Below are 16101 nucleotides of genomic sequence, written 5' to 3'. Positions count from 1 at the left end.
TAAGCATGAATCCATATACTTCATTAAAAAACAGCATCATTTTTATCGTAGTCCTTGTAGGTATTTACATGGCAGCTCAACTTTTTAACTATTCAAAGGTCGACGATCCCACTACGGAACATATTGGAAGCGAGTATATGAGTAAATACAATGTGTATGCATTAAAAATGCCCGAAAAAATGATTTTTGCCGGTGAAAATATTCCCTTGGATAGATGGGATGTAAAAGAATCATTCGATCGTGAATTGTTGGTGAACACCTATTGGCAATCGCAAACACTTCTCTTTATTAAAAGAGCCAATCGTTATTTTCCTATTATCGAACCAATATTAAAAGAGCAGGGGATACCCGATGATTTTAAATATTTAGCATTGATCGAAAGCGGATTAGTTCCTACGGTCGAGTCATCTGCTGGTGCAGTAGGAATATGGCAGTTCATGAAAGGAACAGCAAAGGATTATGGTTTAGAGGTTGAATTAGAGGTGGATGAGAGATATAATATAGAAAAATCGACCATTGCGGCTTGTAAGTACTTAAAGCAGTCTTACGAGAAATACAGAAGCTGGACTTTGGTTGCCGCATCCTACAATGCAGGCAGAAGGTTTATCGATAAGCAATTGCAATTACAGGATGCTGGCGATTATTTCGATTTGCTTTTAGGCGAAGAAACAGGTCGGTATGTATTTCGAATTATGGCTATTAAAAGAATAATGGAGAATTCTGAAGAATTTGGTTTTCGATACCGCTTATCCGATTTGTATCCAAATATTCCTACTCGGAAAGTAAAAGTGACTGGTAAAGTGGACGATTTTGCTGTCTTTGCAAAGGAAAATGGAGTTAATTATAAGATACTAAAGCATTTTAACCCTTGGCTTCGTAAAGCTTATCTCACAAATTTATCTAAAAAAGAGTACGAAATTACGCTTCCTGCCAAAGGATATATTAATTTTGCATTTTCTGAATATAAAAACCCTTCAGATTCGATTGCAGTAAAGTAGCAAATTAAGTGGGTGTAAAAGGAGATTGTAAATTGAGTAGTACAAGTAAAAAGAACAGCAATGGGGAAGAACAGCTGGAGACCGAAAATGTCGAAGTTTTAGGCGCTCGTGTTCATAACCTCAAAAATATAGACGTAAGCATTCCAAGAAACAAACTTTCGGTAATTACAGGTTTAAGTGGAAGTGGAAAATCCTCTTTGGCTTTCGATACCATTTATGCCGAAGGACAAAGAAGATATATTGAAACTTTTTCGGCTTATGCCCGACAGTTTTTGGGGGGAATGGAACGCCCGGATGTAGATAAAATTACAGGTTTGAGTCCTGTTATTTCTATTGAGCAAAAAACCACCAACAAAAATCCTCGTTCTACTGTTGGAACGATTACCGAACTATACGATTTTCTTCGACTGCTCTACGCAAGAGCAGGTATAGCCTATTCCTACGAAACGGGCGAAGAAATGGTGAAATATACCGATGAGCAAATTATCGATTTAATTCATGAAAAATTTGCGGATAAAAGAATCTTGATTCTTGCTCCCATTGTAAAAGGTCGCAAAGGTCACTATAAGGAGCTATTCGAGCAAATTCGAAGTAAAGGTTTTTTGTATGCCCGGGTCGATGGCGAAATTGTCGAGCTTCATCATGGCTATAAGGTCGATCGATATAAAAATCACAGCATCGAAGTGCTGATTGATAAGTTAGTGGTAGAAGAAGTAGGCGATAAACGCTTAAAAGAATCGGTGCAAACCGCTATGAAGCATGGAAAAGGAATCACCATGATTCTGGATAAGGATTCGGACGAGCTACGATTTTATAGCCGTTTATTGATGTGCCCTACAACGGGAATATCCTACAATACACCAGCGCCACATAGCTTTTCTTTTAACTCTCCACACGGAGCTTGTCCCAAGTGTAAAGGTCTAGGTCGGGTAAATGCCATTGATATGGATAAGATTATTCCCGATGCGAAATTGAGTATCCGCGAAGGAGGGATTGTACCTTTAGGAAAATATAAAAACTCATTGATATTTTGGCAGCTGGAGGCTATCGGACGAAAGTATAATTTCGTGATGGATACGCCTATAAATGAAATTCCCGAGGAAGCATTAAGTATTATTTTGGATGGATCCAGCGAAACATTCAAGTTGGATAATACACCCTTGGGAGCATCTTCCAATTACTTTCTTAGTTTCGATGGGGTGATTAAGTACATTTCTAATCAGGAAAGTAATGTAACCTCGAAAAAGGCGAAGAAATGGGCCGAACAATTCATTATTACTAAAGTTTGCGATTCTTGTAATGGAAATCGTTTAAAAAAAGAATCTCTTCATTTTAAAATTCACGACAAAAATATCTCCGATGTATCGATGATGGATTTGGGTTTGTTGAGTGAATGGTTTCAGGATTTAGAACAACATTTAAACGAGAAGCAACAAATAATCGCACAGGAGATATTAAAGGAAATACGATCTCGATTGGGCTTCCTGCTTGATGTTGGTTTGGAATACTTATCGCTCAACAGAAGTTCTGTAACCCTTTCGGGAGGAGAATCGCAACGTATTCGATTAGCAACACAAATAGGTTCTCAGTTGGTGAATGTGCTTTATATTCTCGATGAGCCAAGTATCGGTTTGCACCAAAGAGACAATCAGCGACTGATTTATTCTTTGCAGCAGTTGCGAGATTCAGGCAATTCGGTAATTGTTGTTGAGCACGATAAAGATATGATTCTATCGGCTGATTATGTGGTAGATATGGGACCATTTGCAGGAAAACATGGAGGAGAGGTGGTAGCGGCCGGAACGCCTGAACTTATCCTGAAAGGGAATAGTTTAACGGCTCATTACTTAAATGGCGTTAAAAAAATTGCGATCCCTGAAAGTAGAAGAGAAGGGAACGGGAAAACAATCAGCTTAAAAGGTTGCACCGGAAATAACCTAAAAAATGTAACTGTTACTTTACCTTTGGGGAAATTTATTTGTGTTACAGGGGTTTCGGGAAGTGGCAAGTCAAGCTTGATTAATGGAACCTTACAGCCAATTTTATCTCAACACTTCTATCGGTCGGTTGCAGATCCTTTGCCTTACGAAAAAATTAGCGGCATAAAGAATATCGATAAAGTAGTAGAGGTGAATCAATCTCCATTGGGTCGCACACCAAGATCTAATCCGGCTACCTACACAAATCTATTTGGTGATATTAGAAAGCTATACGAGAAATTGCCCGAGTCGCAGATTCGTGGATATAAAGCAGGTCGATTCTCATTCAATGTGAAAGGAGGGCGATGTGAAACCTGTCAGGGCGCTGGGGTGCGATCTATCGAAATGAATTTTCTTCCTGATGTGTATGTGCATTGCGATGAATGCAATGGAAAGCGTTACAACAGAGAGACTCTGGAGGTTCGTTACAAAGGAAAGTCGATAGGGGATGTTTTGGATATGACCATTAATCAATCGGTAGAATTTTTTGAAAACATTCCTTCTATTCAAATGAAGTTAAAGGTGCTTAAGGATGTTGGTTTGGGATATATAACACTTGGTCAGCCATCTACAACCCTTTCGGGAGGGGAATCGCAACGGGTGAAATTGGCAACCGAACTGGCTAAAAGAGATACCGGACAAACCATGTATATTCTCGACGAACCAACTACGGGTTTGCATTTCGAGGATGTGAGAGTTTTGCTTGATGTGTTGAATCGTCTTGTTAACAAAGGAAATACGGTGATCGTGATAGAACACAATATGGATGTGATTAAAGTTGCCGATCATATAATTGACATTGGAATGGAAGGCGGTCGCAATGGTGGTGAAATATTATTCGAGGGTACGCCTGAAGATCTTATTAAATGTAAGAAGTCATTTACCGCTCAATTTTTAAAAGAGGAAATGAAATAATTAACACGTAAAGTTCTATGAATAAGATTCTCAATTTGGGAATCTTTTTTTTTGAATCAGATCAGAGGAAATATACTTGCCTTACTTTCAATTTCTATATAGGAACTTAACAAAATTTAACGGGTTAGCTTTTAAATGTGACCTCCTTATTGTTATCTTTAAAAACAATATAATCATAAGCGGGCAACTAGTAAATTTAGAATTTTATGGGAAAATTAATTGATATTTATTTTGAAGATTTAAAAGAGAAAAGATCTTATGCTATTGGCACCGATCTTCAAACCATACTAGCAGATCACAAACCACAATATAATGGCGAGGTGCTAGGAGCAATGGTGAATAATAAACTGAAGGAGCTTACCTACGAAATTTACAAGCCTAAAAAAGTTCTTTTTGTGGATGGAACACATCCCGATGGACGAAGAATGTATGTTCGCTCGCTGTGTTTTTTGCTTTACAAGGCGGTTCATGATTTGTATCCCAAAGCTAGCTTTAGGGTTGAACATTCTATTTCCAATGGTTTATATTGTCGAGTAACAGATAAGAATATATTGCTTACGCCTGAAGATGTTGAGAATATAAAAAAGAGAATGCAGGCGATTGTAGAGGAGGATCTTCCTTTTATTCGAGAAGAAATTGAAACAGAGAAAGCAATTGAATTATTCGAAGCGAATGGCTTGAAAGAGAAAACAAGTTTATTTAAAACCCGAGGCAACTTATTTACATCGGTATACCATTTGGGGGATAGTGTAGATTATTTTTATGGATTTTTAGTGCCATCTACGGGCAAACTAAAAGTGTTCGATTTGTTACCTTTTGCTCAGGGAATGTTACTTATGGCTCCTGGAAGAAGAGATACTTCGGTAACAGAACCTTTTATTCCTCAGGAAAAAATGCTGAAAATTTTTAGTGAGTACAAACGCTGGGGAAATGTGCTGAATATTTCCAATGTTGGAGATTTGAATGGCTATGTCGAGAATAATAATATTTCAGAGCTAATTAAAATATCCGAGGCCTTGCACGAGAAGAAAATTTCTCAAATAGCCGATAAAATTCGCAAGAAAAAAAAGCATACCAAATTAATTCTTATCTCTGGACCTTCATCATCGGGGAAAACAACCTTCGGCAAACGATTAGCTATTCAGCTGAAAGTTGCTGGTTTGCATCCAGTAAATTTATCGTTGGATAATTATTTCGTGAATCGAGATAAAACTCCAAGAGATGAAAATGGAGAATACGATTTTGAAGCCTTGGAATCTTTAGATATTAGATTGTTTAATGAGAATTTGGTTGATCTTTTAAATGGTAATGAGGTCGAGTTACCAAAGTTTTCATTCGAAACAGGAACGCGTTATTACGATGGCGAAAAATTAAAAATTAATGGCAAGCAGGTTTTAGTTGTGGAAGGAATTCATGCGCTAAATCCAAAGTTAACGCCACTTATTGCTGATGATTCTAAATTTAGAATTTATATTTCGGCTCTAACTTCTATTTCTATTGATGGACACAATAGAATTCCATCGACCGATAATCGCTTGATTAGAAGAATTGTTCGTGATCATAAATATAGAAATTACAGTGCATTAGATACAATTAGTCGTTGGCCAAGCGTTCGTCGTGGCGAGGAAAAAAATATTTTTCCGTATCAGGAAGAGGCGGATGTCATGTTTAATTCAGCGCTTCAGTATGAGTTGGGGGTTTTAAAACGATACGCAGAGCCTATATTAAAGGAGATTCAGCCTAATCAGGCAGAATATTCCGAAGCAAATCGATTGTTGAAGTTTTTCAGCTACTTTGTTCCAATTAGCGATGCCGAAATACCACCAACCTCATTAATGAGAGAGTTTTTAGGAGGAAGTACTTTTGAGTATTAGCTGTTGATAACTTTTCACCTGTTCATATTCATCCCTGTTTTACTTGTTAATAACCTTATCAATTAAAACAGGGATTTTTAGTTATTAACAATTGAGATGATCTTAAATAGGGGTGTTTAGAAGTTATTAACAATTAATCAACACTGTTGATAACTTGTTAATACTCTGTTTAAAAGTAGAAAAATATATTGGGACTGGTTTTTCAGAACCGGGGTGCAAATATAGAACAAAAAGTGGGAGTTTTGAAAGGAAATACTTGGTTTTTTTCAATAAAAAGGAGCGGTTCGAGCTAACTATCTCTTCATCATGCGGTCTATCTCTATTTTATGATCGCGTTGTTTTAAGCTCTCTCTTTTATCGTAGTGTTTTTTCCCTCGACAGAGTGCAATTTCCATTTTGGCAAAGCCTTTTTCGTTCAAGAAAATTCTTAATGGCACAATTGTTAAACCGCTTTCTTTCGTTTTACGATCTAATTTGTCTAGTTCTTTTCGGTTAAGAAGGAGTTTACGTTCTCTTTTTTCTTCGTGATTATAGTAGGAGCCAAATTTATATTCGGAAATGTGCATTTCTTTCACGTAAAGCTCATTTGCACTAAAATAGCAAAAGGAGTCTCCAATATTTGCTTTCCCTGCACGAATAGACTTGATTTCAGTTCCAAATAGCTGAATTCCTGCCACAAAGGTCTCTATGAATTCGTATTCGAAGCTTGCTTTTTTATTTCTGATGTTGATTTTCTGCATTGTAAATTCTTTATTGCCCAACAAATTTACGATTTAAATTGTAACCGGAAGCTTGAATATAACGGAAAACATTCGTTCGAAGATTAAAGGAAGAACTAAAATAAGCAAACTTACTACAATGGTGAAGCCTGGTTTCTTATTTTCAGAAATGTTTAGTAGTTGCGATATTCCCAACCATAAAACACGTATAAAATATAATTCGAACACTAAACAGATCTGATTCAGAAATGAATAGGGCGAAAATAATTTTGCCAAACCATGAAATAAACAAAAAACTGCCCCACTATAAATAATTAGTTGGTAAATGGTGGAGAGTTTAATTTGCAATTGAAAATTAGGAGCTAATAGTTCAATCATTTTTCCAACCGTGTAAAATCCCAGGTTTAAAGAAATGAACGAAACCACAAGTTGAGAAATGCTGTTGCTAATACTCCCAGTGTGAATTAAAACACCAATAAAAGAAAGTAAGGAGCAAATGGCAACTACAGGAAACGCAAATTGAATAAAAATGGATTTCATGTTTGTCTTCTCCTGTGCAATTGCTTTCCATTCCTTTTTAGGGTCTAGAAGTAGATGCTGCCACCTGGAGAAAGAGTTTAGTAGGTATTCGATGCGAAAATTCATTGCTGTAATTTCTTAAAATTGATGGACATCAAAATTAAGCAAGCTTTTTTAATTTGCTGTGTTTTTTTGCAAAATTGTATGCTTTAGTTTTGTCTCTTTAATTAAAATCCCAAAAGGCTTGCAATGCCAATAAAAAATGCTCCTAAAACCGCATATATCGAGAGTAATCCAATCAATATAAAGGTAAAGTATCCCGATTTTTTATCATTAGGAATAGAAAGCATTGGAGTAATTCCTTTGTATAGGATGTAAAAGCTGAAAAGACCAAGAATAGTAAGGTAGTTTATGGTGGGAATTAAAAATGCCAATGAATTAAAAAGGATACCAGGAATAAAAGAGAAAGCAACAAGCGTGAAGGCTCGGTTAAATCTTTCTGCCTTGTTTTCGAAGTGAGCAAATTTGCTAACTAGTAACGTGGAAATATAAATGGATAGAATGGAAAATAAAAAAGTGGCGATTGCTGAAAATAGATGCATGTTTATGTGCTGCAATGGATGAGGCTCGAAGAGCTGATAACCCGAAAAATTGCAGACGGCCATTATTACAAGTAAGGGTAAAATAAGAATCAGGAATAATTTTTTAGGATCGTTTTTTTGAATAGCAATGGATTCCCAGGCTGGTGTGGGTTGAATGAATAGCTGCAAACTGTGTTTGTAAATGCTTCTAACGGTCATATTGAATGTAGATATTGGTGAATTCAAAAAACTTAAAGTAATTTTACTGCATCGTTTTAAGCAGTAGTTTGTTTTATTGTAAGATAAGCAATATCGGCAAAAACAAAAATAGATCGTTTTATTCGTTTGGGAAAAATAGTTGAAATGCAGAATAACTTATTAGTAGTACTTGGAGCAACTGCCACAGGAAAAACAAGCCTGGCAGTAAAATTGGCGAAAGAATTTGATGGAGAAATTATTAGTGCCGATTCTCGTCAGATTTATCGTGGAATGGATTTGGGTACCGGTAAAGACCTGGATGAGTACGTTTTGGATGGGACTGCAATTCCTTATCATTTAATTGATATTGCCGACGCTGGTTATAAGTACAATGTATATGAATTTCAGCAAGATTTTGTAAAAGCTTTTGAGCAGATTACCGCTAAAAAGAAAATGCCGGTGGTTTGTGGTGGTACAGGAATGTATTTAGAAGCGGCTTTGAAAGGATATAAATTAATTGCAGTGCCAAAAGATCAGCCCTTTCGCGATGAGTTATTGGATAAATCCTTAGACGAGTTAGCTGTTATTCTTCGCTCGTATAAAGAGGTTCACAATAATTCAGACTTAGAAACTAAAAAGAGAGCTATTCGAGCGATTGAAATTGAACGATACTATGCATCGCATCCCGAAATTGAAATGGATTATCCAGAATTAAATCCTTTGTTGATAGGAATTAAGTTCGATCGTGAAATTAGACGAGAGAGAATTTCACAACGTTTAAAAGAGCGGCTAAAATCAGGAATGGTGGAAGAGGTTCAGGCTTTAATGCAGTCTGGAGTATCGGCCGAAGATTTGATTTATTACGGCTTAGAATATAAATTTCTAACGCAGTATGTGGTTGGTGAACTTACTTACAACGAAATGTTTACTGGTCTCGAAATAGCTATTCATCAGTTTGCCAAGCGCCAAATGACCTGGTTTCGAAAAATGGAACGTAGTGGCTCAAGCATCCATTGGTTGGATGGTTTTATGCCATTGAACGAGAAAGTGCAAAAGGTAAAAGAGCTTGCGTCGCTTTAATTTATGTATTTTTCAATGTCCTCGAAGCGAATTCGTTTTACCTTTAGTGTATTCCAGTTCGAAAAGGGAAGGGGAATGTTTGGTAATTCTTTAATTGCATCCTCAATTACGTAAACGCTAATACCTCGCTGTGCCAAGCCAACAACTGCACAATCTACGCAAACATTGGTGGTAACACCATAAACAAAAACTTTTTTAGGAGCAATTAATTTGAGTATTGCATGGGTATTTTTGTTTCCTTGGAATACATCAAATGCATCTTTTCGAATCACAATATTTCGATTCGTAATCAAATTGCGAATTTCTTTTTCAGAATAGTTGATGTTCCAAAATACTTCTGAAAAAGGAGCTTTAGGATTCGTCTCTTTCACGTAAGCAGCCCCGGAAGTGTTTGCCATGCAATGGGCTGGAAATGTTGTTATAAAATTAGGGGTGTCGGATAATTCTTTGGAATTAGAATAGTGAAAATCAGCAGTATTAACTACTTGGATATTATTTTTTTCGGCAAAAGTGGTTAGTTGACCAAGTACAGGTTGAATTTGTTCTGCTCCCTGGGCATATAATTTTCCGAAGGCGCTCATAAAATCAAATTGAGTGTCCACATTCCAAAATAAAATATCTTTTACAAACATATCGTGATTCTTAATTTAGATTGGTATTTACAGCAATATTACAACAGCATTAAAAAAGATCAAAACTAAAAGGGTGTTTTTTAGCTTTAAGACATCGGAAAATTAAGCCCTTTTAACCGGATAATTGTAAGTGACAACGAATAATTTTCACTGCTCATTATTTCTTTTCTAATTTACTTTAGAAAATTACAGCGAATACTATTTATGACTAACATAAGAAAGATATCCCGTAGTCGGATTGCTTACCATATATTGTTCTGGGTTCTTGCCTTTACATTTTGGCTTTTTACCATGTTTGTGGCAAGTAATTTCAAAAATATATTGCGATTAGAACCGGTCTTAATGACATTTGTCTTTAATCTTTGTTTTGCGGTTGCTGTGTATTTTAACTTATTGGTATTAATTCCATTTTTCTTCAAAAAGCAGAAGTTTTTCTTATATATTCTCTTCTTATTGGGATTAATATCGCTAGCCGCCTTTTTTATTGATTTTTTGCTGGTTTATCCGCTTGGACGATTTGTACAGGGAGAAAAGTATTTCGAAGAATTAACCTTTGTGGTTTGGTTTAACTTTGCTTTTTTTACATTTATTTACGTTGGGCTTACTAGCTTTTTATCGCTGATGAGAGAGTGGTTCATTCTACAAAAAATATCTTTTCAGTTAAAAGATATTGAACGGGAAAAATTAGAAGCAGAGTTAAAGGCATTGAAGGCTCAAATAAATCCTCATTTTTTGTTTAATACGTTGAATAATATTTATTCTCTTACACTTGACAAGTCGGATAAAGCACCTAGCTTAGTGCTGAAACTATCCGATTTAATGCGATATATTTTATACGATTGCAACGATCGTTACGTTTTAATGGAGAAGGAGTTGGAATTTATAAAGAATTATCTGGACTTACAGAAAATTAGATTGGACGATAGTATTCCTGTAAAAATGGAAGTGAAAGGAAATGTGGCAAGAAGTAAAATTGCTCCTTTGTTGTTCGAACCATTAATCGAAAATGCCTTTAAGCATGGAGCGTATGGAAAGAATAATGGGGGGTTCGTAAATATCCTTTTGAATTTTGAAGACGAGAACCATATTGAATTATTAATAGAAAATCGGTCGCAACACGTCTGGGATAAAGAGGATGAAAAGAATAGTGGTATCGGAATAAAAAATGTAATTCGACGATTGGAATTATTATATCCCGAAAAACATCGTTTAGAGATTAAAGACGAGGATAATCTGTTTAAGGTTAGCTTGCAAATTGATTTGTCTTAACCAAGTTAAGTTTATATTTTATGAAGTTAAAATGTTTGATAGTTGATGATGAGCCTTTGGCACAACGGGTTTTGGAAAAATATGTCTCGGAATTGCCTGGTCTTGAATTGAAAGGGAAATGTAGCGATGCTATTGAGGCAATGGAAGTTTTACAAGAGCAGGATGTCGATCTTATATTTTTGGATATTAATATGCCTCGTTTAAGCGGAATTAATTTTTTGAAAACATATAAAAATCCACCAATGGTTGTTATTACAACGGCCTACACAGAATATGCTTTGGAAAGTTATGAGCTAAATGTGTTGGATTACCTAAAAAAACCTTTTTCTTTTGAGCGTTTTTTACAAGCGGTTCAAAAGGCAGAGGATAAGTTGAAAGGGAATGTGGAGCCACAAGAGATTGAAAAGGACGAGCGGGAATTTATTTTTGTGAAAGCAAATAAGAAAACGGTAAATATTAGTCTCGATTCTATTTTATATGTGGAAGCTTTAGGCGATTACGTAAAGATTTTTACAAAGGAAGGTCACATTGTAACCTATCAATCGTTGAAAGGAATTGAACGTTTATTGCCATCCCAGAAATTTTACCGAATTCACAAATCTTACATCGTTGCCTTAGCGAAAATTAAATCGATAGAAGGCAATATGGTGCATATGGAAAAAGGAACTATTCCTATTGGAAATAACTACAAGCAGAGTTTTTTCCAAAGAATACATCCGGCATAATATCATAATCAAGTTCTGTTTTTTTTTAGGTTCGATGAATGTTTTCATCGAACCTTTTTTCTTTTTGAAGATTTTATATTGCCGATTGTTTTTATATCTATTTGATAGGCAATAAGAAAAGAGAATGCGTTCTTTAAGAGATAGTGTCGACTTTAATCGGATAATAGCAACTATGTTTAGAGGACGAAGAGATGGAATTAAGTAGTGGAAATATATTGAGGATTTCATGCTTGTATTTCGCTCCCTTTTTGTTAAATTTAGAGCTGAAAAAATTGAATTTTAGGTTTATAAAAATTGAATATCCATGAAAAAACTGACTAATTGCCGTTATATTGCTTTTCTTGTAGTAATTGTCTTTGCTTTTAACTTTGTTGGTTGTAAACCAGTTGATAAAAAGAATAATGAAGGACAAACTGTGAAGCCTTTATTAAAGAAAGCGATTGAAAAAGAGGTGAAAGATGTAGTTTACCCTCTACCAACAACTTTTGAGTTAACTTCGATGTTGAATCGTATTGGTGCTGATTATATATTAGGACTTTCTAATTCTCCAGAGAATGCAGATAAATATTTTACCGAAAAAGCCAGAGCTTTAAATCTTGGTGTATATAGTGCCGATTTAAGTTATGCAAGTACCTATCAGCGCAAGCAGGAAACCATGTTGTTCCTAAAAGCATCAAAAGCTTTAATCGATAATTTGGAAATTACTAGTGCTTACAATGAAACACTTGTAGCAGAGGTAGAAAAGAACTTGGATGATAAAGATCAGCTAGTGAAAATAATTACAAACTCTTTTTACGATACCTATGAGTTTTTGAACAAGAATGCCAAAGGTAATCTTTCATTAATGGTTGTTTCGGGTAGTTTTGTTGAGGGATTGTATATTGCAACTCATATTTCTGAGAATACTTACTCTAATCCTGAAATGGTGAAAGTAATTTTCGATCAGAAAGAAGTTTTGGAGAAATTGGTATCGGTTTTAGAGCCTGAAGCTAATGATCCTAATATCGATTCTTTATTAATTGAGCTAAATGGATTAAAACTTAGCTACGATAAAGTGGTTGATGGAAGTATGAATGAAGCACAATTAAAAGAAATTACTGCTAGTGTTGCTAAACTTAGAGATGCTATAGTTCAGTAATTACAAGTTATAACAAGATATGTAACTGCCTTTCGAAACGAAAGGCAGTTTTTTTATGTCGATATCAGAGCTGCAATCCTCCTTTTGTTTACGAAATAAGTTGTATTTTTAAAATTGTACCAATATAATTTCAAAATCATTTTTCATGAAATAAGATTGTTTGCTGCTATATAAAGGCTAAAACAGAAACGATAGCCGAGCAAATTTGCCTTTTTAATGATAATGTAACGGAAAAGAAAGGTGCTGTAAGATGAGTTTTGATATTAATCCAATAAAGGCATACCATAAATTCGGAGAAAATAAATGGGGGAATCGATTTTAAATGCACTAATGCATCTTTTTGCCATTGTTGCCAATGCTAAGGAAGAAGGAATTTCGCGGGAAGGGAAAGTGATCGTGGAAGGTTTTTTAAATCGCTATGTGAATTTAGAACTCCAAATGGAATACCTGCGATTGTTCGAAAACTATTCGGAATTCTATCGGCGTGAGATGGAGTACCAGAATAGTGTGCATTCTCAGCAAGCTAATATTTTATCCTTATCAGAGGCATCTAAGGTTTGCACCAAAATTAAGGCAGAGTTGGTTCAGGAGGAGCGCTTGATTGTGCTATTGCGTTTATTGGAATTTGTTTACGAGGATAAGGTGGTAAGCGAAAATGAATTCGAGTTTATAAGTATTGTCGCGGAAAACTTTAAAATTCCACGTTCCGAATTTATTAATTGTTTGGCATTTGTGTGGGGCGATACGCTCGATGAATACGATAAGAGTAAGTTTTTGATTATCGATAATAAGGTAACCGAGTGGTCTGAAAATCTGTCCTGGTTCATGAAGAAAGATAAAAAGACAGAGAATGATCAGAAGCACTTATTTTGCGATAATTTGTATGGCCGAATTGTGGTGATGTTTGCCGAGAGTGTGAACTTATTGGTGTTTAAATACGAAGGAGAATTAAACCTTTATCTGGAAGGAAATAAAATAAAGCCCGATAAAACTTACCAGTTAAGCAATGGCTCCATTATTAAAGGTCCTAATATTCGTTCGATTTACTACTCGGATATTGCTGGGAAATTTTTAAAGGAGGAATCGCAGCAAAAAATAATTTTTTCGGCCAAAGAGATTGAATTTAAGTTTCGGAATTCGAACAATGGGATTCATAAATTCACTATTTCGGAGGAGAGCGGACAGCTGATAGGAATAATGGGCGGAAGTGGTGTTGGAAAGTCCACTTTGTTGAATGTTTTGAATGGAAATTTAAGTTTAAATCATGGCGAAATTCGTATTAACGATTACGATATTCATCGAAATAAATTGGCAGTAAGGGGATTAATTGGTTTTGTGCCACAAGATGATTTGTTGATTGAAGAGTTGAGTGTATTTCAGAATCTGTATTATAACGCCAAATTGTGTTTTAAAGATTACAGCGAAATTCAAATTCTAAAAAAAGTATTGAAAATACTTCAGGATTTGGACTTGTATGAAGTTCGCGATCTTAAAGTAGGTAACCCATTAAATAAATTTATTAGTGGAGGACAGCGAAAAAGAATAAATATTGGTTTGGAGCTGATGCGCGAGCCAGCTATTTTGTTGGTGGATGAACCTACATCTGGCTTATCTTCAACCGATTCGGAAATGGTGATGAATTTGCTAAAGAGTCAAACTTTAAAGGGGAAATTGGTGGTAGTGAATATTCATCAGCCTTCTTCGGGAATTTTTAAGATGCTGGATAAACTTTGGATTCTCGATCGAGGAGGTTATCCCATTTACAATGGCAATCCAATTGATGCTATTGTGTACTTTAAGACTCAAAATTCGCAGGTAAATGCTTCCGAAAGTGAGTGCGTTACTTGTGGAAATGTAAATCCAGAGCAGATATTACAGATTGTTGAAACTAAATTGATTGATGATCAGGGCAAACCTACTCGCGAGCGACGAATTTTACCTATTGAGTGGTACCAAAAATACAAAGACAATATCGAATCGAATCGTTTGTTATTGCGACCCGATAAAAAATTGCCACAAAGTGATTTCAAAATTCCAGGAAAATTAAAGCAATTTTCTATTTTCTGGATTCGGAATGTGCTTTCGAAATTAACCAATAAGCAGTACCTAATTATTAATTTGTTCGAAGCTCCTTTGCTTGCCGTAATATTAGGGTACTTTACCAAATATACTACCGATGCGGGTTATGTATTCGGCGACAATAAAAATTTTCCTGTTTTCCTGTTTATGGCAGTAGTGGTTTCGATGTTTTTAGGATTAACCGTAAGTGCCGAGGAAATTATTCGAGACAAAAGGATTTTACAACGGGAGAAATTTTTGAACCTCTGCAGAATTAGTTATTTGGCCTCTAAAATCATTTTCTTATTTGTTCTTTCTGCAATTCAATCCATCTCTTTTGTAATAGTGGGGAACTATGTATTGGAAGTGGAAGGAATGACTTTTGCTTATTGGTTAGTGCTGTTCTCTACTTCCTGTTTTTCGAACATGATTGGGTTAAATATCTCATCGGGATTAAATTCGGTGATAACCATTTATATCCTAATTCCTTTAATTCTGGTTCCTCAGCTTTTGTTAGGTGGCGCTATGATTAAATTTGACGACCTACATTCCGGAATTACCGATAAGGTGTATGTGCCAATTGTTGGGGATTTGATGACTACTCGTTGGGCGTACGAAGCTTTAGCGGTGACTCAGTTTAAGGACAATGCTTTCGAGAAACACTTTTTCGAATTTGAGAAAGGAATTAGCGATGCTTCTTTTAAGAGCTCCTTTTTAATTCCTAAAATAGAATCGGTATTGTTGGATTGTGAGCGGAATATCGAATTCGAAAAAGATTCGGAGGAAACCGAAGCTCAGTTTGAGATGCTTAGAAAAGAGATTTCGCAATTAGCGGATGAGGTTGGCTTTACGCTCTATTCGGAGGTAAAGGAATTGAATGTTCATGACTTTAATTTGAACGTTGCCGAGCAAACCAGAAGTTTCTTAGATAGGGTGAAGCTCTCCTTTTTGGGTTTAGGAAGTGAATCGGGCTACAAAAAAGATTTCGAATATTCTCGTTTGGTCGATTCTTTGGGACGAGATGGGGTTTATGAATTTCAGCAGAAATATTACAATGCTGGTTTAGCCGATTTGGTACTCAATAAAACCGAAATTAATAAAATGATTGAGGTCGATTACCAGTTAATTCAAAAGAAAGATCCTATTTTAATGTATCCGGATTCTGAATTTGGGCGTGCTCATTTTTATGCTCCGGTAAAACGAATTGCTTCTTTTTATATCGATACTTTTTGGTTTAATATTGCTGTAATATGGTTAGGAACATGCTTCTTGTTCTTAACGCTATGGTCTGATGTTTTAAGAAAAGCAATGAATTACATCGAAAGTATTAAGCTGGTGCGACGCGAGAAGAATAGAGGGTAAAAAGAGCCCCTTTTCTCCTAAAAGCAAATTGTTGCCTATAAAGAACTTTGTTGG

Annotated in this window: 12 protein-coding genes; 8 read left to right on the top strand and 4 right to left on the bottom strand. The window is 35.6% G+C overall.

Annotation, left to right across the window (positions count from 1 at the left end):
* Nucleotides 1–5 precede the first annotated feature (5 nt).
* From BZG02_RS04755 to BZG02_RS04745, 3 genes are all read left to right on the top strand, one after another.
* On the top strand, nt 6–998 hold the full coding sequence (locus BZG02_RS04755; RefSeq protein WP_101260244.1) for a lytic transglycosylase domain-containing protein: 993 nt from the start codon (nt 6–8) through the stop codon (nt 996–998).
* A gap of 74 nt (nt 999–1072) precedes the next feature.
* Nucleotides 1073–3892: an excinuclease ABC subunit UvrA gene (gene uvrA / locus BZG02_RS04750; protein ID WP_101260305.1), complete on the top strand. Its 2820-nt coding sequence runs from the start codon at nt 1073–1075 to the stop codon at nt 3890–3892.
* Nucleotides 3893–4098: 206 nt separating this feature from the next.
* Nucleotides 4099–5766: a nucleoside kinase gene (locus BZG02_RS04745; protein WP_101260243.1), complete on the top strand. Its 1668-nt coding sequence runs from the start codon at nt 4099–4101 to the stop codon at nt 5764–5766.
* A gap of 293 nt (nt 5767–6059) precedes the next feature.
* Here the strand turns inward: BZG02_RS04745 and smpB are convergent, their stop codons facing one another.
* The 3 genes from smpB to BZG02_RS04730 all read right to left on the bottom strand — a co-directional run bounded on the left by smpB (nt 6060) and on the right by BZG02_RS04730 (nt 7804).
* On the bottom strand, nt 6060–6506 hold the full coding sequence (gene smpB, locus BZG02_RS04740) for an SsrA-binding protein (RefSeq protein WP_101260304.1): 447 nt from the start codon (nt 6504–6506) through the stop codon (nt 6060–6062).
* 33 nt (nt 6507–6539) lie between these two features.
* Nucleotides 6540–7130 carry a Yip1 family protein gene (locus BZG02_RS04735; protein WP_101260242.1) on the bottom strand — a complete coding sequence of 197 codons (591 nt, stop codon included), beginning with the start codon at nt 7128–7130 and terminating at the stop codon, nt 6540–6542.
* A 101-nt stretch (nt 7131–7231) separates the two neighbouring features.
* Entirely contained in the window at nt 7232–7804 is a 573-nt protein-coding gene (locus BZG02_RS04730) for a Yip1 family protein (protein ID WP_101260241.1), read from the bottom strand.
* A gap of 144 nt (nt 7805–7948) precedes the next feature.
* Between BZG02_RS04730 and miaA the strand changes: the two genes are divergently transcribed.
* Nucleotides 7949–8863, top strand: a complete 915-nt coding sequence (gene miaA / locus BZG02_RS04725) for a tRNA (adenosine(37)-N6)-dimethylallyltransferase MiaA (RefSeq protein WP_101260240.1) — start codon at nt 7949–7951, stop codon at nt 8861–8863.
* Here the strand turns inward: miaA and BZG02_RS04720 are convergent.
* The gene (locus tag BZG02_RS04720) at nt 8860–9495 is read right to left on the bottom strand and encodes a cysteine hydrolase family protein (protein ID WP_101260239.1); all 636 of its coding nucleotides are present in this window, start codon (nt 9493–9495) and stop codon (nt 8860–8862) included. The genes miaA and BZG02_RS04720 overlap by 4 nt on opposite strands.
* Before the next feature lie 342 nt (nt 9496–9837).
* On the opposite strand from BZG02_RS04720, the gene BZG02_RS04715 reads away from it, so the two are divergent.
* The 4 genes from BZG02_RS04715 to BZG02_RS04700 all read left to right on the top strand — a co-directional run bounded on the left by BZG02_RS04715 (nt 9838) and on the right by BZG02_RS04700 (nt 16047).
* Complete coding sequence (locus BZG02_RS04715) at nt 9838–10764, top strand: sensor histidine kinase (RefSeq protein WP_180335633.1); 927 nt, start codon at nt 9838–9840, stop codon at nt 10762–10764.
* 20 nt (nt 10765–10784) lie between these two features.
* Complete coding sequence (locus BZG02_RS04710) at nt 10785–11489, top strand: LytR/AlgR family response regulator transcription factor (protein WP_101260237.1); 705 nt, start codon at nt 10785–10787, stop codon at nt 11487–11489.
* 304 nt (nt 11490–11793) lie between these two features.
* Complete coding sequence (locus tag BZG02_RS04705) at nt 11794–12627, top strand: hypothetical protein (protein WP_101260236.1); 834 nt, start codon at nt 11794–11796, stop codon at nt 12625–12627.
* Nucleotides 12628–12930: 303 nt separating this feature from the next.
* Nucleotides 12931–16047 carry an ATP-binding cassette domain-containing protein gene (locus BZG02_RS04700; RefSeq protein ID WP_101260235.1) on the top strand — a complete coding sequence of 1039 codons (3117 nt, stop codon included), beginning with the start codon at nt 12931–12933 and terminating at the stop codon, nt 16045–16047.
* The last annotated feature ends 54 nt before the right edge of the window (nt 16048–16101 follow it).

Source organism: Labilibaculum filiforme (assembly GCF_002843315.1).
Lineage (GTDB): Bacteria > Bacteroidota > Bacteroidia > Bacteroidales > Marinifilaceae > Labilibaculum > Labilibaculum filiforme.
This window is presented reverse-complemented; position numbering and strand designations above follow the sequence as displayed.